The sequence below is a fragment of the Frankia sp. BMG5.60 genome (assembly GCF_059428125.1).
In genome coordinates this window covers 5,682,922-5,701,775 of sequence record NZ_CM182091.1, presented here as the reverse complement: position 1 = coordinate 5,701,775, position 18,854 = coordinate 5,682,922, and the positions used below count along the sequence as shown (strand labels likewise).

At 73.3% G+C, this 18,854-nt stretch carries 19 protein-coding genes; 6 read left to right on the top strand and 13 right to left on the bottom strand.

From position 1 onward, the window contains the following. Positions 1-186 precede the first annotated feature (186 nt). Both AC5R91_RS23385 and AC5R91_RS23380 read left to right on the top strand, forming a co-directional pair. On the top strand, positions 187-1,035 hold the full coding sequence (locus AC5R91_RS23385) for a glycosyltransferase family 2 protein (protein ID WP_495393465.1): 849 nt from the start codon (positions 187-189) through the stop codon (positions 1,033-1,035). After that, positions 1,032-2,033, top strand: a complete 1,002-nt coding sequence (locus tag AC5R91_RS23380) for a glycosyltransferase family 2 protein (protein WP_495393464.1) — start codon at positions 1,032-1,034, stop codon at positions 2,031-2,033. Before AC5R91_RS23385 ends, AC5R91_RS23380 begins: the two co-directional genes overlap by 4 nt. 118 nt (positions 2,034-2,151) lie before the next feature. On the opposite strand, the gene AC5R91_RS23375 is transcribed toward AC5R91_RS23380, so the two are convergent. The 5 genes from AC5R91_RS23375 to fdxA all read right to left on the bottom strand — a co-directional run bounded on the left by AC5R91_RS23375 (position 2,152) and on the right by fdxA (position 7,951). Beyond that, on the bottom strand, positions 2,152-3,117 hold the full coding sequence (locus AC5R91_RS23375) for a glycoside hydrolase family 16 protein (protein WP_495393463.1): 966 nt from the start codon (positions 3,115-3,117) through the stop codon (positions 2,152-2,154). Positions 3,118-3,501: 384 nt separating this feature from the next. Next, positions 3,502-4,575, bottom strand: a complete 1,074-nt coding sequence (gene dapE, locus AC5R91_RS23370) for a succinyl-diaminopimelate desuccinylase (protein ID WP_495393462.1) — start codon at positions 4,573-4,575, stop codon at positions 3,502-3,504. Between the two features lie 83 nt (positions 4,576-4,658). After that, the gene (locus AC5R91_RS23365; protein ID WP_495393461.1) at positions 4,659-5,501 is read right to left on the bottom strand and encodes a 2,3,4,5-tetrahydropyridine-2,6-dicarboxylate N-succinyltransferase; all 843 of its coding nucleotides are present in this window, start codon (positions 5,499-5,501) and stop codon (positions 4,659-4,661) included. A gap of 183 nt (positions 5,502-5,684) precedes the next feature. Further along, positions 5,685-7,568, bottom strand: a complete 1,884-nt coding sequence (gene dapC / locus AC5R91_RS23360; RefSeq protein ID WP_495393460.1) for a succinyldiaminopimelate transaminase — start codon at positions 7,566-7,568, stop codon at positions 5,685-5,687. Between the two features lie 59 nt (positions 7,569-7,627). Continuing rightward, on the bottom strand, positions 7,628-7,951 hold the full coding sequence (gene fdxA, locus AC5R91_RS23355; protein WP_009742053.1) for a ferredoxin: 324 nt from the start codon (positions 7,949-7,951) through the stop codon (positions 7,628-7,630). Between the two features lie 85 nt (positions 7,952-8,036). Here fdxA and AC5R91_RS23350 point away from each other — a divergent pair, with 85 nt between their 5' ends. Both AC5R91_RS23350 and AC5R91_RS23345 read left to right on the top strand, forming a co-directional pair. Continuing rightward, positions 8,037-8,402: a putative acetyltransferase gene (locus tag AC5R91_RS23350; RefSeq protein ID WP_495393459.1), complete on the top strand. Its 366-nt coding sequence runs from the start codon at positions 8,037-8,039 to the stop codon at positions 8,400-8,402. Positions 8,403-8,519: 117 nt separating this feature from the next. Then, complete coding sequence (locus AC5R91_RS23345; protein ID WP_495393458.1) at positions 8,520-9,476, top strand: transglutaminase family protein; 957 nt, start codon at positions 8,520-8,522, stop codon at positions 9,474-9,476. On the opposite strand, the gene AC5R91_RS23340 is transcribed toward AC5R91_RS23345, so the two are convergent. From AC5R91_RS23340 to AC5R91_RS23315, 6 genes are all read right to left on the bottom strand, one after another. Beyond that, positions 9,473-10,060 (bottom strand): flavin reductase family protein, encoded by a 588-nt coding sequence (locus AC5R91_RS23340; protein WP_495393457.1) that lies wholly within the window; start codon positions 10,058-10,060, stop codon positions 9,473-9,475. The genes AC5R91_RS23345 and AC5R91_RS23340 overlap by 4 nt on opposite strands. 178 nt (positions 10,061-10,238) lie before the next feature. After that, the gene (locus AC5R91_RS23335; protein ID WP_495393456.1) at positions 10,239-10,709 is read right to left on the bottom strand and encodes a DUF6113 family protein; all 471 of its coding nucleotides are present in this window, start codon (positions 10,707-10,709) and stop codon (positions 10,239-10,241) included. 363 nt (positions 10,710-11,072) lie between these two features. Then, positions 11,073-12,050: a S1C family serine protease gene (locus tag AC5R91_RS23330; RefSeq protein ID WP_495393455.1), complete on the bottom strand. Its 978-nt coding sequence runs from the start codon at positions 12,048-12,050 to the stop codon at positions 11,073-11,075. A gap of 100 nt (positions 12,051-12,150) precedes the next feature. Then, a complete protein-coding gene (gene mshB, locus AC5R91_RS23325) occupies positions 12,151-13,032 on the bottom strand; it encodes an N-acetyl-1-D-myo-inositol-2-amino-2-deoxy-alpha-D-glucopyranoside deacetylase (protein ID WP_495398037.1) in 882 nt (293 codons plus the stop codon). Between the two features lie 217 nt (positions 13,033-13,249). Then, positions 13,250-15,085, bottom strand: a complete 1,836-nt coding sequence (gene typA, locus AC5R91_RS23320) for a translational GTPase TypA (protein ID WP_495393454.1) — start codon at positions 15,083-15,085, stop codon at positions 13,250-13,252. A gap of 486 nt (positions 15,086-15,571) precedes the next feature. Continuing rightward, entirely contained in the window at positions 15,572-16,114 is a 543-nt protein-coding gene (locus AC5R91_RS23315) for a (deoxy)nucleoside triphosphate pyrophosphohydrolase (RefSeq protein ID WP_495393453.1), read from the bottom strand. 239 nt (positions 16,115-16,353) lie between these two features. On the opposite strand from AC5R91_RS23315, the gene AC5R91_RS23310 reads away from it, so the two are divergent. Further along, the gene (locus AC5R91_RS23310; protein ID WP_495393452.1) at positions 16,354-16,653 is read left to right on the top strand and encodes a 4a-hydroxytetrahydrobiopterin dehydratase; all 300 of its coding nucleotides are present in this window, start codon (positions 16,354-16,356) and stop codon (positions 16,651-16,653) included. 56 nt (positions 16,654-16,709) lie between these two features. Next, positions 16,710-17,771 (top strand): DNA glycosylase family protein, encoded by a 1,062-nt coding sequence (locus AC5R91_RS23305; protein WP_495393451.1) that lies wholly within the window; start codon positions 16,710-16,712, stop codon positions 17,769-17,771. Here AC5R91_RS23305 and AC5R91_RS23300 read toward each other — a convergent pair. Together AC5R91_RS23300 and AC5R91_RS23295 are read right to left on the bottom strand one after the other, a co-directional pair. Beyond that, positions 17,746-18,309 (bottom strand): DUF952 domain-containing protein, encoded by a 564-nt coding sequence (locus AC5R91_RS23300; RefSeq protein ID WP_495393450.1) that lies wholly within the window; start codon positions 18,307-18,309, stop codon positions 17,746-17,748. The genes AC5R91_RS23305 and AC5R91_RS23300 overlap by 26 nt on opposite strands. Before the next feature lie 256 nt (positions 18,310-18,565). Continuing rightward, the gene (locus AC5R91_RS23295; protein ID WP_495393449.1) at positions 18,566-18,763 is read right to left on the bottom strand and encodes a hypothetical protein; all 198 of its coding nucleotides are present in this window, start codon (positions 18,761-18,763) and stop codon (positions 18,566-18,568) included. Between the last annotated feature and the right edge of the window lie 91 nt (positions 18,764-18,854).

Here is an 18,854-nt window from a genome sequence, read left to right as displayed (position 1 = left end):
ATCCTTCAGCGGGGGTATGTGGTGCGCGCCAAGAATCGGCGACGACCTACGGGGGCACGGGGAGAAATTTAGCCTCCATCCACAGGCATTCCTCCGCGGCGACTCCGCCTGTCGAGGGTCCCGCAGGGCATAGCGCCGAGGGCCCTTCGCACGGGGGGGCACCGAGTTTTATGGGGGGAAATACTCATGTCGTCAACGCAGCATCGACCGACCGTGAGCGTCATCATTCCGACGCTGAATGAGGCCCGCAATCTGGCGCATGTCTTCGCGCGGCTGCCAGCCGACGTGGAGATCGTGGTCGTCGACGGACGATCGACGGACGGAACCGTGGAGGTCGCCCGCCGCCTGCGTCCGGACGTGGTCATCGTGAGCCAGACCAGACGCGGGAAGGGCAACGCGCTGGCGTCCGGGTTCGCGGCCGCCACCGGTGCGATCATCGTCATGCTCGACGCCGACGGCTCGGCCGACCCAGGCGAGATCGACGCGTACGTGTCGGCGCTCGTCCTCGGCGCGGACTTCGCCAAGGGCTCGCGCTTCTGCGCCGGCGGCGGAAGCAGCGACATCACCCAGCTGCGTGCTCTGGGTAACCGGGTCCTCAACGGCCTGGTGAACCTGCTCATCGGCAGCCGCTACACCGATCTGTGCTACGGATACAACGCCTTCTGGCGCCGGTGCCTGCCCGTCCTGGAGATGGACCCGGGCCCGTCGGACTCGGTGAAGCGTTGGGGCGACGGATTCGAGATCGAGACCCTCATCAACATGCGGGTCGCCCTCGCCGGGCTGCGGGTGGTCGAGGTGCCGAGCTACGAGCACCACCGGATCCACGGCGCCAGCAACCTCAATGCCCTCTCCGACGGCATCCGGGTGCTGCGCACCATCATCGTCGAGCGGCGCGGGAAGGGCCGGCTGCGGCCGCACGCCACCGTCCTGCCGCATCCGCTGCTCGAGATCCCCGAGCAGCCGCAGCCGCGGAGCGCTGCCGGCGGTCCCGCCACGCCGGTCGCCAACTCCGCGACCCAGTTGGAGAGCGCGTGACCCAGGACCTGACCGACGACCTCCGGGGCCTCGGGGTCAAGACCGTCGACGCCCCCGCGGCCGAACGCCGCCCCGCCGGCGAGCGGCCGAGCGCCTCGGTGGTTGTCTGCTGCTACACCGAAGCACGCTGGAACGACCTGCGCGGAGCCGTCGACAGCGCCCGTGCGCAGCTCGCGGCCGGGGACGAACTCGTCCTCGTCGTCGACAACAACGACGCGCTCCTGCGGCGCGCCGGCGCGGCCATGCCGGATGTCACGGTCGTGCCGAGCACCGGCCCGCGCGGCCTGTCCGGCGCCCGCAACACCGGGATCGCCGCCACCACGGGCGACGTCGTCGTGTTCCTCGACGACGACGCCCGGGCGGAGCCCGGCTGGCTCGACCGCATGCTCGCGCCCTACGCGGATCCCCGGGTCATGGGCGTCGGCGGAGCGGCCCTGGCGGCCTGGCCGACCGACCGACCGGGCTGGTTCCCGCCCGAGTTCGACTGGGTGGTCGGGTGCAGCTATGCGGGGCTGCCCACCTCCCGCGCCCCCGTGCGCAATCCGATCGGCGCCTCCATGTCGTTCCGGCGCTCGGCCTTCGAGGCGGTCGGCGACTTCACCGAGGGCATCGGCCGCACGGGCACCGACCCGATGGGCTGCGAGGAGACCGAGTTCGGGATCCGCCTCCGCCAGTCCAACCCGGACGCGGTCGTCCTGTACGAACCCGGATCGGTGGTCGCCCACCGCGTGACCACCGACCGGGCGACGTTCACCTACTTCCGGCGACGCTGCTACGCGGAGGGGCTGTCGAAGGCCCGGGTCGCCGGCCTCGTCGGCCAGGAGTCTGCCCTGGAGGCCGAGCGCACCTACGTGAGCCGGACCCTCCCGCGAGCCGTCTGGCGCGACCTGACCGGCGGCGGTCACCGCGCCCGCGCGGCGGCCGTCGTCTTCGGGGTGGCCGCGACCTCCTTCGGCTACGTGCGGGGCCGGGTGGGTCTGCGCCGCGCCGCAAACTGAGGAAAGAGCACCGGGAAGGGGTGCCGCGAGCCGTCGGATTCGGCTCCCGGCACCCCTTCGCTCGTTTGCCCTCCGGTGCACCGCGGCCCGGTACCGGCGCCACCGCGGCGGTAACGCCTCAGAGCAGCGTCGACGGGGCGCGATATATCTTGATCCAGTCGACGTACATCGACACGGTGGGCGGCGTCTGCGCGTTACGACACGGAATGAGCTGGAAACAGCCACGGTCATGTTGCAGCGTCATGTGCATCGGCTTGCTCGGAATCATGTTGCGCTCGCGTGAACTCGCCGGTCGCGTGACGGTCCAGGCAACCGCGCCATCGAGGTAGTAGGTGATCCGGTTCGGCAGCCACTCCACCCCGACCGTGTGCCACTGGGTGAAATCCGCGTGAACCTTGTTCTCGATCTGCCGGTTGTCGCTGCCGAGATGAAGGAAGTTGCCGCCGACCTGCCGCTGGGGGTCCGGCACCTCGATGATGTCGATCTCACCGTCCGTCGGCCATTTCTCCGACTTCGGCCAGAGCAGGACCACCGCCGAGTAACCCGAACCGCGTTCGGCCCGGATCCTCGCCTCCCAGCGGCCGTACCGGAGGTTGATGCGGCTTGCCACACCCCCCGAGACGTCCCGCCCGGCGGAGTCGATCCAGCCGGTGAGGCGCAGCGCGCCATCCGAGACCGCGACATTCGCCGGTGACCGAGGCATCAACTTGACCTGCGGCGAGTCGTAGATCACCCATTTACGGGTATCGAGCGCGGTTCCGTTGAAGGAGTCGGCCAGAACCGGGGTTCCCCACACCGGATTCGGCGGATCCGTCGCCGCCGTGTCCGCCGTACCGCCGGTGACGGCGGGCACGGGCACGGGGGACACGGATCCCGCCGATGAAGTTGGCACCTTGTTGGGAGATCCCGGTGAGGCCATCGTCGGCGCGGTCGGAGCGGGCGACGCCGACAGACCGGGGCTGGCCGAGTCGCCGCCGGTCCCCCCGTGGCCGCCGCTCTCGATCGACACCGGGCCACACGCGGCCACCAGCAGCAACAGCACCAGGGAGAGGCGGCGGCCGGGCGGGCGAACGAACCTTCTCATGACAACCCCCCGTTGTGGACTTTTCACGGCGCCTCTCAGCTTTCACCGATGTCGCGACAGCACTATGGATCATGAGCCACTCGCCGCGTGATGACGCCCCGCCATCACAGAATGCCAGCCTAAGAGGCCGACCTAGCCCGCTGAGATTAGCCGAGAGCGCCCATTTTACCGTGAGCCAGATCGACGCCGGCAGCCAGTGGTCGGGCGGATTGCGAACCCTTCGATGACCGCCCGAATACCAACGTTGCGAGGGGCTACGCATCCCCGTGCCGGCCTCGTTCGGACCAGCACGCGGGGAGCCGCGACGCTCAGGTGCTCAGACGGCCAGGTGCTCAGCCGGTCAGCCGGCCAGCCAGGCGGCCAGGCGGCCAGGCGGTCAGGCGGTCAGGCGGTCAGGTAGCGGCGCAGCAGCCGTTCGCCCTCGTCGATCGCGGCGAGCTCCACGTACTCGTCGCGGGTGTGGGCGAGGTTCGGGTCACCCGGGCCGTAGTTCAGCGCCGGGATGCCGAGCTCGGCGAAGCGCGCGACGTCCGTCCAGCCGTACTTCGCCACCGGGACGCGCCCGGTGGCGGCGACGAAGGCGGCCGCGGCCGGCGCGGCAAGCCCGGGCGGCGCGCCGCCCGCCCGGTCGGTCAGCTCCAGGTCATAGCCCTCGAAGACCTCCCGGACGTGGGCGAACGCGTCCTCGGGTGTGCGGTCCGGCGCGAACCGGAAGTTCACCGTCACCCGGCACAGGTCGGGGATCACGTTGCCGGCCACACCGCCGTCGATGCGGACCGCGGACAGCCCCTCACGGTAGGTACACCCGTCCAGCGTCACCGTCCGGGCCCGGTACTCACCGAGCCGGCGCAGGACCTCGGCGGCCTTGTGGATGGCGTTGTCACCGAGCCAGGAGCGGGCGGAGTGTGCCCGGGTGCCGGGCAGCGTGACGACGGCGCGCAGCGTGCCCTGGCAGCCGGCCTCCACCTCGCCGGAGGTGGGCTCCATGAGGATGGCGAGGTCCGCGTCCAGCCAGTCCCGGTGCCGCGCGGCGAGGCGGCGCAGCCCGTTGCGGTCGGCGGTGACCTCTTCGTTGTCGTAGCAGATCCAGGTGACGTCGTGCCGCAACGCACCCGCGTCGGTGATCGGCAGGGTGGCCGCCAGCCGCAGCGCGATCGCCACGCCCGCCTTCATGTCGGACGTGCCGCACCCGTAGAGGCGCCCGCCCACCACCCGCGCGGGCAGGTTGTCCGCCAGCGGGACGGTGTCCAGATGCCCGGCGAGCAGGATCCGCGACGGCCGGCCGAGGAAGGTCCGGGCCACCACGGCGTCGCCGTCGCGGGCGACCCGCAGCCCGTCGACCGCCGCGAGAGCCTTCTCCACCGCGTCCGCGAGCGGAGCCTCCTCGCCGCTGACGGACGGCACGTCGACCAGCCGCCGGGTGAGCTCGCCGACCGGAACGGTGAGATCCAGATCCATGCCGTCGACCCTACGGCCCGCGCGGTGCCGAGCCGCGGCGCCGACGCGCCCGGTGGCGCGGCTCGACCCCGCGAGGCCTGAGGTCAGCCGGCGACGCCGTGCTCGCGCAGGATGTCGTTCAGCGCCAGCTTGTCGTGGATCTCGCCCTCGGCGAGGGTGCGCAGCACCAGGATGCACGGCATCGCGAACTCGCCCCCGGGAAACGACTTCAGCCGGCTGGAGCCGACGGCGACCGCCCGCTCGGGGATCTCGCCGCGCGGGTACTCTTCGCCCGTGTTGGCGTCGAAGACGTGGGTGGACGCGGTCAGGATCGCCCCGGCGCCGAGCTTGGCGCCCCGACGGACCCTCGCCCCGTCGACGACCATGCACCGGCTGCCGACGAAGGCGTCGTCCTCGATGACGACGGGGACCGCGTTCGGCGGTTCGAGCACGCCGCCGAGCCCGACCCCGCCCGAGAGGTGGACGTTGCTGCCGACCTGGGCGCAGGACCCGACCGTCGCCCAGGTGTCGACCAGGGTGCCGGCGCCGACGTAGCCGCCGATGTTCGTGTAGCTGGGCATGAGGATCGCGCCGGGCTGGACGTGCGCACCCCAGCGGACGATGGCCCCCGGCACCACCCGGACACCGTCGAACCGGGTCTTCAGCGGCATCCGGTCGTGGTAGTGGAAGTCCCCGGCGGCCGACTCGGCCATCGGCAGAACCTTGAAGGACAGCAGGATCGCCCGCTTGGCCCGCTCGTCGACGACGACCGAGCCGTCCGCGGCGACGGTCGCGACGCGGGCGATCCCGGCGTCGACGGCGTCGACGGCCGCGACGATCGTCTTGCGGGCGTCGGCGTCGTCGGGGGTCAGGTCGGCCCGGCGGTCCCACAGCTCGTCGATGATGGGATCGATCGGGGAGTCGAAGCTCGTGTTGGGTGCGCTCACAGGCCCGACCTTACGAGGTCGGCGGCGGTACCGGCCACGCCGTGGTTTCCGCTCGCCCCGGGACGGCCGTTGTGGGGTCGCCTGCCCCCGAGGCCGCGTGGCGTGGGACGCGTGGCGTGGGACGCGTGGCGCGCGGGTTCCTGGCAGCGCCGGCTGCGGCCGGCCCGGGGGCCGGCCGCAGGGTCAGCGGATGTCCGGCTCGCCGTTCCACGAGCCGCCGGCGGCGTGGCGGCCGGCTCCGGAGGGCTGGCCGTGGCCGGTCGGCGGGTCGTCGTGGCCGGTCGACCGCTCGTGGCCCGCGGGATTCTCGTAGCCGCTCGTGTGGTCGTATCCGGTCTGGCCGTCGCGCCGGGCCGGATCGTCGTGACCGCTCGGGCGGGCGCCGTAGTCGGACTGCCGCGCATGGCGCGGGGAGCGCTCGTAGCCGGGCTGGCTCTCATAGCCGCGCTGGCCCTCGAAGCCGGCCTGACCCTCATAACCGGCCTGACCCTCGTAACCCGCCTGACCCTGGTAAGCGGCCTGGCCCTCGTAGCCGGGCTGGCCCCGATAGCCGGCCTGACCCTCGTAGCCGGTCTGACCCTCGTAGCCGGTCCGGCCCTGGAAGGCGGTCCGGCCCTGATAGTCGGGCTGACCCTGATAGTCGGGTTGGCCCTGGTGGTCGGGTTGGCCCTGGTAGGTGGGCTCACCCTGATAGGTGGGCTGGCCCTCGTAGCGGGGCTGGCCGTCGTAGCCACGTGCGCCCTCGTAGCGGGGCTGGCCGTCGTAGCCGGGCTGGCCCTCGTGACCCGGTCGCGGCTCGTACGCGGGCCGGATCTCGTACCCCGCCGCGGACTCGTAGGGCACCCGCGCCGGCCCGGCCGGGTAGCCCGGACCCGGGGCGTAGCCGCCCTGCTGGGCGCCGTACCCCGCCGGCGGCCCGGACTGCGGGTAGCCGCCGCCCGCCGGCGGCCCGCCGGCCGGCCCGGTCGGATGCGATCCGGCGCCGCCCGCCACGACGGCCGGCGCCAGCATGGTCATCCGCTCGGGGACGGTCGCCACCTGGGAGTCCGGCGCGGTGAGGGCGACCCGGACATGGTGGCGACCGCCCTCCCCGTAGAACGTCCCGGGCGCGACGAGCACGCCGACCCCGGCGAGGGCGTCGACCGTCGCCCACGCGTCCTCGCCGCGGGTGGCCCACAGGTACAGGCCGGCCTCGCTGTGGTCGATGGTGAACCCGGCGACCGCGAGCGCCGCCGCGAGTACCGCCCGCCGGTTGGCGTAGCGGGCCCGCTGGTCGGCGACGTGGATGTCGTCGGCGTAGGCGGCGGCCATCGCCGCCGCCACCGGGGTCGGCATCATGAACCCGGCGTGCTTGCGGACCCCGGTCAGCCCCTCGACGAGCTGCGGGTCGCCGGTGACGAAGCCGGCCCGGTAGCCCGCGAGGTTGGACCGCTTCGACAGGGAGTGCACCGCGAGCAGGCCCTCGTGGGATCCGCCGCAGACGTCCGGGTGCAACACGGAGACGGGCCGGGCCTCCCAGCCCAGCTCGATGTAGCACTCGTCGCTGGCGACGATGACGCCCCGCTCGCGAGCCCAGGCGACGACCGCTCGCATCTCGTCGACGGTCAGCACCCGCCCCGTCGGGTTCGCGGGCGAGTTCAGCCAGACGAGCGTCACCCCGTCCGCGGGGCCGACGACCGGCTCGCAGCGAGCAAGCAGGGCACCGACCTCATAGGTCGGGTACGCCGGCGTCGGCACCCAGACCCGGTCTCCTGGTTCGAGACCGAGCTGCCCCGGGAGCTGGGCGACCAGCTCCTTGGTACCGAGCACCGGCAGGACGGCACCCGGATCCACGAGGACGCCGAGCCGGCGGGCCAACCAGCCCGCCGCCGCCTCCCGAAGATCCGGGGTGCCGACCGTCAGCGGATAGCCCGGAGCATCCGCGGCACCGGCCAGCGCCTGTTGCACGACGGCCGGTGTGGAGTCGACCGGAGTCCCGACCGAGAGGTCAACGAGCCCGTAGGGGTGCGTGCGGGCCTTCTCCTTGTAGGAGACGAGCTGGTCCCAGGGGAAGTCGGGCAGCCGCACGCGGGAACGGGCTGGTGACCGCAGGACTCCGGAGGTGTTGCCCGACCTCCCAGAGCCGCTCAGGACTCGCCCTGGGGGGCCAGCGCGGCGACCGCCGGCGGGTCGAAGTCCAGCGCGCCGACCTTCGAGGCACCGCCCGGCGAACCGAGCTCCTCGAAGAAGTTGGCGTTCGTGTCCGTGTACCCCTTCCACTGATCGGGGACGTCGTCCTCGTAGTAGATGGCCTCCACGGGGCAGACCGGCTCACATGCTCCGCAGTCGACGCACTCGTCGGGCTGGATGTAGAGCATCCGTCCGCCCTCGTAGATGCAGTCGACCGGGCACTCCTCGATGCAGGCCCTGTCCTTGACATCGACACAGGGCTCCGCGATGACGTAGGTCACCGGTTGTTCCTCCTCGGGCTCGCGGGCGACTGAGTCCTTAGTATCGACATGGACAGTTCCGTGTCGACAACAAGGGCGTGCGCTGGTGGTGTATGTCGTCCGCATCACTCAGGCCGACATCGGCGCGCGAGTCATGATCCGCAGGCGCATCCCGGGTCCGATACCTCTCAGTGACGTTCTCGGGACGCTACGGTCATGGTCATCGCGCGTGCTGACGGTCGAAACGGCGGAGGGCACGCACGTCCAGATTACCGAGGATGACGTGGTCGCGGCACGCGTCATACCCCCTAGACCCCCCGCGCGGCGATCACCCACCGATCCGGCCGCGCAGGTCACGACCGCGGCTGGTCCTCTCGACGCCGATGCGGACATACCGGCTCCGGGCACCATCGTCCGAACCCGGCCGGTCCGGCGAGCGACAATCCCAGACATGACGGAACCCCAGACGTGACGGAACCCCAGCCATGAACGAACAGGGCACTGCGCCGAACCCGGCTCCGGGGACGGCGGCCGGGGCCGCCGGCGGGCGGGCGAGCTCCCCGAGCGACGCGGGCGGGACGGATCGCGGATGAGCGCCCGCAGCCGTAGCCGGTTCGCCGAGGTCGTCCGGCGCGAGCCCGTCGACCTGGCCGTCGCCTGCCACCTGCTCGCCGCCGAGGCGGACGTGACCGCCGACGCCGCCGACGCCGCGGCCACCCTCGGGGCCCTGGATGCGCTCGCCGTGCGCGCCCGCCCGCTGCTCGCCGCCCGAGCCACCGCCACCCGGGGTTTCCCCAGGGTGGAGCGCGGCACGCCGCCGCCGGCCGGTGGCACCGGCGGGGGTCAGCCGGGGCCCGGCGCCGACCCGGTCGGCCGCCTCGGGGAGCTGCGCCGCTTCGGCGCCCTCGATCCGCGGGCCGCCGCGGAGGCCCTGCACGAGGCGCTCGGGCTCGACGCCGGCTTCGCCGGTTCCGCGGACGACTACGACGATGTGCGCTCCTCGCTGCTGCCCGACGTGCTGCGCCGCCGCCGGGGCCTGCCGATCCTGCTCTCCGTCGTCTGGCTGGAGGTGGCCCAGCGGCTCGGGGTCGCCGCGTACCCGGTCGGCCTGCCGGGGCATGTCGTCGTCGCCGTCGGCTCGCCCGAGGACTACGTGCTCGTCGACCCCTTCGCGGCCGGCCGGCTGCTGACCATCCACGACGCCGCGGCGAAGGTCCGCGCGGCGGGGGTCGCGTTCAACCGGGCGCACCTGGCTCCGATGAGCCCCGCGGACGTGCTGAGCCGCATCCTCGGCAACATCCGCATCCTCGCCGCCCGCGCGGACACGCCGCGGACCCGGCTGTGGGCCGTCGAGCTCTCGCTGCTGCTCCCCCACCACCCGGCGAACCTGCGCCGCGAGCGCGGCGAGCTGCGCGTGCGGCTGGGCGACTTCCTCGGCGGCGCGACCGATCTGACGACCTTCGCCGACACCGTGGCCGAGGTGGAGCCCGCTGCGGCCGCCGCCGCCCGCCAGGCCGCCGCGGCGGCCCGCGCCCGCCTCAACTAGATCCGCTTCGCCTCACCGTCCTGGGCGGGGACCGTCTCGCGGGACGGCGCCAGGTCGAGGTACTTCCCCTCGAAGAACACGAGTGGGTCGGCGTCGTCGCGAGGCTGCGCGAGCGACACCACCTCACCGACGACCAGGGTGTGATCCCCACCGGCGTGCGTCGACACCGTCCGGCACTCGAAGACCGACAGGGCGCCGTCGAGCAGGACGACGCCGGTCTGCCCCCCGATCGTGTGCGGCCACTGGGCGAACATGTCGCCGGGCTGTTCGTACGCCCGCCGGGCGAAGAAGCGCGAGACCTCGGTCATGTCGGCGGCGAGCACCGAGACGCCCCAGATCCCGGCGGCCAGCAGCGGGCCGTGGAACCGGGCGTCGCGGCGGATGCTGGCCAGCACCAGCAACGGGTCGAGGGAGACCGAGACGAACGAGTTCGCCGTCATGCCGAGATGGCGCCCCTCGACCACGGTGGTGAGAACCGTCACACCGGTGGCGAACCTGCCGACCGCCCGGCGAAAGTCACCCGCATCCAGGGGTACCCGGACGGCGGGTGGATCGCTGCGGATCTCCTGCGGCGGGCTGCCCACCCGCTCACGCTACCGTCGCGGTCCCCTGCCGTGGCCCCGGATGCCGGAGCCGGTGACATCTTGCACAGTGGGCGTACCCCCGCCATCGGGGGCACCTCCGTCGTCGCGGGGGAACGCCGTCGCGGGGGAACGCCGTCGCGGGGGAACGCCGTCGCGGCCGGGAGCGTGCCGGCGCCGGTCAGCGCAGGGGCGGGAGCACGGTGAACCCGCGGCGCGCCCCGCCGAGGACCGCCACGACGATCGGGCTCAGGCCGCCGAGCAGCAGGAACGCGTACGCGGTGGCGCTGGACTGCAGCAGCAGGTCGCCCTCGGGGCGGGAGGCGGCGAGCAGCAGCACCACCGGCATCCAGCCGATCAGCACCGTCGCCGGGCCCAGCCGAGTACCGGTCAGCCAGCGCACCAGCAGCGCCGCCGCCCCGTTGCCCACCAACGCCAGCAGCAGTCCGACGGACAGCAGCGTGCCGCCCGGACGGGGGCCCTCGGGGACGAGGAAGACGCCGTAGAGACCCAGCCCGACGCCGAGGATGACCCCCAGCGCATACGAGAAACCGAGGAAGACCCGACCCGGTTCCGGTTCGGACGTCGACGCGGCGGGCCCGGGCCGGCCGGACAGCCCCGACTTCCCGCCCGGAACCACCGAACCGGTCACCCCCGACGTCCCCGACGTCCCCGTCACCCCCGCTGAGCCGTTAGCGCGCTTCGCGCCCTTCCCAGCGGCCCGGGACGGCGCCGCGCCGGCCGCGGAGCCGCCCCCGGACGAGGCGCCCTGGGCCGGCCCCATTCCCGGCCGTCGGGATGACCGGGACGACTCGGACGACCGAGACGAAGGCGGCGTCCGACGGGGACCGGTACCGGGGCGGGGCATGGTCCGACAGTAGGACATGAAGCGCCAGAACCGCCTGGGCAGTCCGACCGCATCCCCCTGCCGGGCGGCGGAGTGCGACGTCGGCCACGACCTCACCCCACCCGACGCGCCCCGCCCGGCGCGGCCTGCCCGGGCCCCTGACGAGGGTCAGGTGGTGACGAGCTCCCGGGGGACGACGATGACGTCCACCATGGCGCCGCGTCGCCAGACCGTCAGCTCCACCGCGCGGCCGATCGTGGCCTCCGTCAGCAGCCGCTGAAGATCACTGGGGGTGACGATGGGAAGCCTGTCCAACGACAGCACGAGATCCCCGGTGAACAGGCCCGCGCCGCCCGCCGGGCTGTCGACGACCACTTCGGCGAGGCGGACACCGTGGCTCTGGCCGGTGCGCTCCGCGACGGCCGGCGGCAGCGGGACCCGGACCCCGGCCACGCCAAGGTAGGCCCGGCGCACCCGCCCGTCACGCATGAGCGCGGCGAGGATCTTCCGGGTCGCCGCGTTGACGGGGACGGCAAGCCCCAGCCCCACTCCGGCGACGGCGGTGTTGATCCCGATCACCCGCGCGTCGGCCGTGCCGAGCGCGCCGCCCGAGTTGCCCGGGTTCAGCGCCGCGTCGGTCTGGATGACCTCGTCCACCACCCGCACCGCGGAGCCGGCGCGGGTCGGCAGCGACCGGCCGAGCGCGCTCACGACGCCGGCCGTCACGCTGCCGGTCAGCCCGAGCGGGTTGCCGACGGCGACGACGAGCTGGCCGACCCGAAGCCCGGCGGCGTCGCCGAGGACGGCGGCCCGCGGCGTCGCCCCACGGGCCCGCAGCACGGCGAGATCGGACAGCGGGTCGGCGCCGACGACGTCGAACTCGCGCTCGGTCCCGTCCGCGAACTGGGCGAGCCCGACCGGGGAGCCATCCCCGCCGAGCAGCCCCTCGACGACGTGGGCCGAGGTGAGCAGGAAACCGTCGTCGGTGAACACGACGGCCGATCCCGCCCCGGCCCCGCGCCGGGTCCGCACCCGCAGGCTGGCCACCGACGGGGTCAGCGCGGCGGCGACCTGGGTGACGATCGTCGAGTAGGCGTCCAACGGCTCATCCGGACGGTGGGGATATTCCTCGTTGCTGGCGTGCATCCGACCTCCCGGGCCCGCACCCGTGCGTGCACTGATTACAGCGTTACACCGCTGCACATGTGCACCAACGGCGGGCAGGCCGGCGGGATTCCCGGGATGGTCAGAAGGTGACGCCGGCGAGCAGGTCCCGCTCGCGGCCGTCGGGCCCGTCGCCGGGACCACGGGTGCCCGCGGCGAGCACGAAGTGCTCCACGCCCCACGCCCGCTGGCCGATGCCGTCGGCGAGGGCGAAGAAGAAGCCGTCGACGGCCATCTGGGTCCGGTGCGCCCGCATCGCGGCGATCTTGGCGTCGAAGAACTCCGGCGCGGTGATCTCGGCGGTGATGTCGGCGTCGTCGACGAGTGTCATCGCCAGGTCGTCGACGGACTTCAGGCCGGCGAAGGGGTTGTTCTGGTCGGCGGAGTCGCGGAAGAGCTCGAAACCCGCGACGGCCCGCGAGCGGGGCATCGCCGTCTCGTAGCGCTTGGCGACCTGCCAGGGCTCGCCGGTGCCCGGGGCGAACGCCGGGTCGGCGGCGTCGGTGAAGGCCCGCGCGGTGACCTGGTGGGCCCGGATGTGGTCGGGATGCCCGTAGCCGCCGTTGGAGTCGTAGCTGACCAGCACGTGCGGCCGGACGTCGCGGACGATCCGGACCAGCTCGGCCGTCGCCTCGGCCAGGTCGGCCCGCCACAGGCTGCGGGGATGGTCGTTCGCCGGGGTACCGATCATGCCGCTGTCCCGCCAGCGACCCGGGCCGCCGAGGAAACGCTGGTCGGTGATGCCGAGCGCGGCGCAGGACCCGGCGAGCTCGGCGATCCGGTAGCCGCCGAGCTGATCGCCGCGGTCCGCCCGCAGATTGATCAACTCGGGCACCAGCACCTCGCCCTCCTCCCCCAACGTGCAGGTCACGAGGGTGACGGAGGTGTCCGGGGCCGCAGCGTAGGAGGCGAGCGCGATCCCCGTGGAGATCACCTCGTCGTCGGGATGGGCATGGACGAACATCAGCCGGCGGGCGGCCGGCGGGGTGGACGGGGCCGACGGCGTGGTAGCAGACGTCACCATCCCGACCCTACGGCCCGTTTCGGCCACAGGTCCGTCCCGGCGAGGCCGCCGGCATCCACCCGAGGCGGACGCGGCGACCCCACCAGGCAGGCTGCGACCCCGCCGGCACGCGGCTGATCCGGACCAGCCGCGCGGCCCGCGCGGCCCACGCGGGAGGTCAGCGGCGGCGGGAGCGCAGCTTCTCCCGCTCCCCGGCGGTGAGCGCCACCTTGCGGAGTCGGACGAAGCCCGGCGTCACCTCGACGCACTCGTCCTCGCGGCAGAACTCCAGCGCCTGCTCGAGGGTGAGCACCCGGTGCGGGGTGAGCCGGACCAGCTCGTCGCCGGTGGACGAGCGCATGTTCGTCAGCTTCTTCTCCTTGGTCGGGTTGACGTCCATGTCGTCCGCCCGGGAGTTCTCGCCACAGATCATGCCCTCGTAGACCTCGGTCGTCGGCCCGATGAACATCGTGCCGCGCTCCTGGAGGTTGAACAGCGCGTAGGCGGTCGCCACCCCGCTGCGGTCGGCGACCATCGAGCCCGTGGCCCGCGTCCGCAGCTCGCCGAACCAGGGCTCGTACCGGTCGAAGACGTGGTGCAGCAGGCCCGTGCCGCGGGTCTCGGTGAGGAACTCGGTCCGGAAGCCGATCAGCCCGCGGGCGGGGACCAGGTACTCCAGCCGGACCCAGCCGGTGCCGTGGTTGACCATCTGCTCGACCCGGCCCTTGCGCAGCGCGAGAAGCTGGGTGAGCGTGCCGAGGAACTCCTCGGGCGCGTCGATGGTGAGGCGCTCCACCGGCTCGTGCACCTTGCCGTCGACAATCCTGGTGACCACCTGCGGCTTACCGACGGTCAGCTCGAACTCCTCGCGGCGCATCAGCTCGACGAGGACGGCGAGCTGGAGCTCGCCGCGACCCTGCACCTCCCACGTGTCAGGCCGCTCGGTCGGCAGCACGCGGATGGACACATTGCCGACAAGCTCGGCGTCGAGCCGGTTCTTCACCAGCCGGGCGGTGAGCTTCTTGCCGGACCTGCCCGCCAGCGGCGAGGTGTTGATGCCGATCGTCATGCTGATCGACGGCTCGTCGACGGTGATCACCGGTAGCGGACGGGGGTCGTCCAGGTCGGCGAGGGTCTCGCCGATGGTGATGTCCGGGATGCCGGCGATGGCGATGATGTCGCCCGGTCCGGCCTCCTCCGCCGGCACCCGGTCCAGCGCCTGAGTCATCAGCATCTCACTGATCTTGACGCGCGTCTGGGTGCCGTCCGCGCGGCACAGGGTGGCCTGCTGGCCGCGCTTGATCGTGCCGTTGTGCACCCGGCAAAGCGCCAGGCGGCCAAGGTAGGGCGACGCGTCGAGGTTGGTGACCAGCGCCTGCAGCGGCGCGTCCGGGTCGAACGACGGCGCCGGGACGGTCTCCAGCAGCAGGTCGAACAGGGGCTTGAGGTCTGGCGAGTCGGGGCTCGCGCCGTCGGCCGGGCGGGTCGTCGAGGCGCGGCCGGCCTTGGCGTTGCAGTAGATGATCGGGAAGTCGATCTGCTCCTCGTCCGCGTCGAGGTCGAGGAAGAGCTCGTAGGTCTCATCGACGACCTCGGCGATCCGAGCGTCGGACCGGTCCACCTTGTTGATGACCAGCACCACCGGCAGCCGGGCCGCGAGCGCCTTGCGCAGCACGAAGCGGGTCTGCGGCAGCGGGCCCTCGCTCGCGTCGACCAGCAGCAGCACGCCGTCGACCATGGACAGGCCGCGCTCGACCTCGCCGCCGAAGTCGGCGTGGCCGGGGGTGTCGATGATGTTGATCGTGATGTCGCCGTGCCGGACCGCGGTGTTCTTCGCGAGGATCGTGATGCCCTTCTCGCGCTCGAGATCCATCGAGTCCATCACGCGGTCGGTCAGCTCAGCGTGCTCGCCGAAGGCGCCGGACTGGCGCAGCATGGCATCGACGAGCGTGGTCTTGCCATGGTCGACGTGGGCGATGATGGCCACGTTACGAAGATCGGCACGAAGGGACACGGTGGGGCGCTCCGGGGCGGACGTGGGGCTCTCGACCCCGCAACAACGACAACGGCACCGTGCGAACGACGGTGCCGGCTGGAACCGGTGACGCGAACGCCGCAGCGGAACTCCACCACGCCGATCTGCGCCGAGGCACGCCGACGCGCCCGCCAGACGGGCACTGGCGACGTGCGTGCCACCGCCCATGGTACGGACACCTCGCCCCGGCGTGTCCGCCCCGCCACGGCCACCCCTGCCCGACACCCCCGCGCCGCCTCCTCGCCCACCCGGGGCCACCTCCCCGCACCCCGGTGCCACCTACCCGCCCGCCCGGGGCCACCTCCCCGCCGACGAAGCCTGGACCAGGCTCGTCGGGGCCCTGTCTGGCCCGCTTCCCCTGCCTGTCGAGAGGGACGAATCGGACCCGAAACCCTCTGGAAGGGCAAGGAAAACCGAGACAGAAACGATCAAGCGTCGGGAGGCCGTCACCGGGACTCGGGAGCGTCAGGGCCGCCGGGGCCAGCGGATCTGGTCCGGGCCGGTCAGCGCCAGGCGGAGTTTCTCGACGAGCGGGCCGTCCGCCGGCATCCAGCGGACGTCGTCGAGCTCGTCGGCGGTCAGCCAGCGCAGCTCGTCGTGATCGAGCAGGCGGGGGCTGCGCCCGGTCACCCGCCCAAACCAGACCCGCAGGATCCACCCCGGGCTCGCCAGGCTCACCTCGCCCAGCGGCGGCCCGATCTCGATCTCGACGTCGAGTTCCTCACGGCACTCCCGCGCGAGCGCATCGAGCTCGTCCTCGCCCGGCTCGACCTTGCCGCCGGGAAACTCCCACATCCCGGCGTAGGCCGGCGGCTCCCGGCGCCGAGCGGCCAGCACCCGGCGCTCGTCGTCGAGGAGGGCGACCGCGACGACCAGCCGGCCCCGCGCCGCAGGCGGCCCCGCCGTCCCGGCCGCCGGCACGCCGGCGGCGGCATGCTCTCCGGGGGCTGCGTCCCGTCCTGGCGGGGTAGGAACGCCGGCACGCGGGCCGCCCGCATCCGCATTCATGGTGCCGGACTCTCCCAGACTCCGACCATCAAGGGTTCGGGTACCAGGTGTTCGGGTCGGATGGCCCGATCGGGCCACCCGAGGGCAGTCGACCTGCGGCGGGAGCGGGGACGGCGACGGATCGGCTTCCGGTCCGGCGCGCCGCCGCGCCGACCATCCCGAGAGCGGCTAGGCACACAGCTAGCCAACCCCGGCCCGCGGTCGCCGGACCGCCGGGCCCGAAGACGGAGGGCAGCAGCATGCCGACCAAACTGGACAGCGCCGAGGTCGCGGACGCGTTGGCGTCGCTTCCCGGCTGGCTCGGCGACGCCGACCGCATCCAACTGCAGATCATGGTCGACGGCGACGAGGCCGATGCGATCGTCGCCGAGGTGGCTCACGCCGCCGACGAGATGGATCACCACCCGGTGATCGACCGCGGCCCGGGGACCACGACGTTCACGGTCTGGACCCACTCGGTCGGCGGCGTCACCGAGCTCGACGTCGCCCTGGCCCGAAAGATCTCCCAGATCCTCTACGCCGCGGGCGTGTCGTACTGACCGACCCGTCCTGCGGCATGATCACCCCAGGCGGACGACGGAGGTGATCGCGGGCTGTGGGCGCGCAGGCGGCGGCGGAGATCCGCGCAGGCGGCCGGTTCGGCCGGCCCCCGGCCGGCACGGACCTCCCCCGCGCCGGCACCCTGCGCCTCGGCCCGCTACCGCCCGGCTTCCGGCTGTCCGCGGTGGCACTCAGTCACGCGGCGAGCGGGCTCGGACCGTCCTGCTTCGACGTCGACCGCGGCGAATGGCACCGCGTCCTGGCCACCCCGCATGCCGGCCCGCTGACCGTCACCGTCCACGAGGCTGCCGCCCCCGCCGTCCCCGACCGCGCCGGGCCGCGGGGTGGGGCGCCGGGCGAGGCGTTGCCGGGTGGCGTCGGCCCGCATCTCGTCGTCAGTTGGGGCCGGACGGCCGGCGGGAACGCCGACCGGGAGGCGATCCGCCGCCAGGTGCGACACGCACTCGCCCTCGACGACGACCTTTCCGACCTCTACGCCGCGCTGGCCGGCGAGCCGGACCTCGCCTGGGTGGCGGCCGGCGGCCACGGCCGGCTGCTGCGCAGCCCGAGCGTCTGGGAGGACCTGGTCCGCGCGCTCGCCGCGACGAACGCCGCGCTGACCCGGACCCGGTCGATGCTCGACGCGCTGGTGGAGCTGTTCGGCGCGCGCGGCCCGGCCGGGGAACGAGTGTTCCCGGACGCGGCGGCGGTCGCGCGCGGCGTCGCCGCGAGTGGCCCCGAGATCCTGCGCGACCGGGCTGGCTGGGGCTACCGCGCCGGGTCGCTGGCCATCCTCGCCCAGCGGATCGACGCCGGCACCCTCGACGTCGAACGCTGGTGGGACCGCAGTCCGCGTGGCCCGAGCGACGGCGAGGTGGCCGCCGAGATCCGCGCCCTGCCCGGCTTCGGCCCGGTCAGCGCCGACGGGCTGCTCGGCCTGCTCGGCCGCCCCCGCGGGCTCGCGCTCGACGCCTGGGCCAAGGCCCGCGTCGGCGAGCTCGCGGGCCTGCCCGGCCCGGCCGGCGAGCGGGAGGTCCGCGCCCGCTACGCCCGTTTCGGCCGCTGGGCCGGGACGGTGTGTCGGCTGGAGGTCACCAGAGGGTGGACGGAACGCTGAATGTACCGTCCGGCCCCGGTGGGAACGGGACGACCGCCGCGACCGCCCCGGCGTCGATCGGCCCGTACAGATGCGGGAAAAGCTCCCCGGCCGCCGGTTCGCTCGCGCCGACAGGCACGGTCCCCGACGACGGCACGGTCCCCGACGACGCGGACTCCGACGACGGCACGGACTCCGACGACGACGGCACGGACTCCGACGACGACAGAGTCCCGGGCGGCGGCAGAGTCCCGGGCGGCGGCGTGCCGTCAGGTGGCTGCCCGGCACCCGCGGCCGGTGCAGTGGGAGCGGCGGGGGGCTCCCAGCGCAACGGGGCGCTGAGCCGCTCCGGGTCGACCACGACGAGGAGCAGATCGTCGCGGCCGGCGTAGAACCGGTTGGCGGTGGCGACGACCTGTGCCGGGGTGGAGAAGTGGATGAACCCCTCGGCGCCGAGGCTCGCCGGCCGGTATCCGGCCGCCCCGACCGACCACGCGGTCCGCCCGACCAGATGGCAGATCACCCGGTCGTCCCGCGCCTGCTCGTCGTCGCCCGCCACGTCCGTCCGCCCTTTCCCGCGTGCAGCCATAACCGGAATCCGGCGGGCCCGCCCCGGCCCGCTCGGCCCGGACCGATCAGCCCGCGCCGGTCGACGTCCCACGGCAGCTTTGTACCCCGCGGGAGCGGCCGCCTCGCACGGATCGCCCGCCTCAACCGCCCGTCCGGGCCGGCCGCATTGAGCCGCCGGCGCGCCGCGTCCGCCTTCGTCACCGGCTCGGGTTCAGCGACGCCATCCCCATCCCGGCAATCATGGACTAGTTCCGCCAGCCGGCCGCATTGCTGGCGGATCCGCGGGAAATGCCCGAACCGGTGTCCGGCCAGCCGCCGAACCGCCCCCGGTGCAGATGAGCGAAGAAGTAGCACATCCGTTCGCACTCGGCATCGAGTATCGCCGCGGCGGGGTTGGCACTCACGGCCTCGTAGACCGCGACGGCGCAGGCAGGCAGTTGCACCAGGCGGCCAGGTTGCGCCGCGGACCTGCGGAAGCCGACCGGTCAGACGTTGAAGCGGAACTCGACGACGTCGCCGTCGGCCATGACCTGG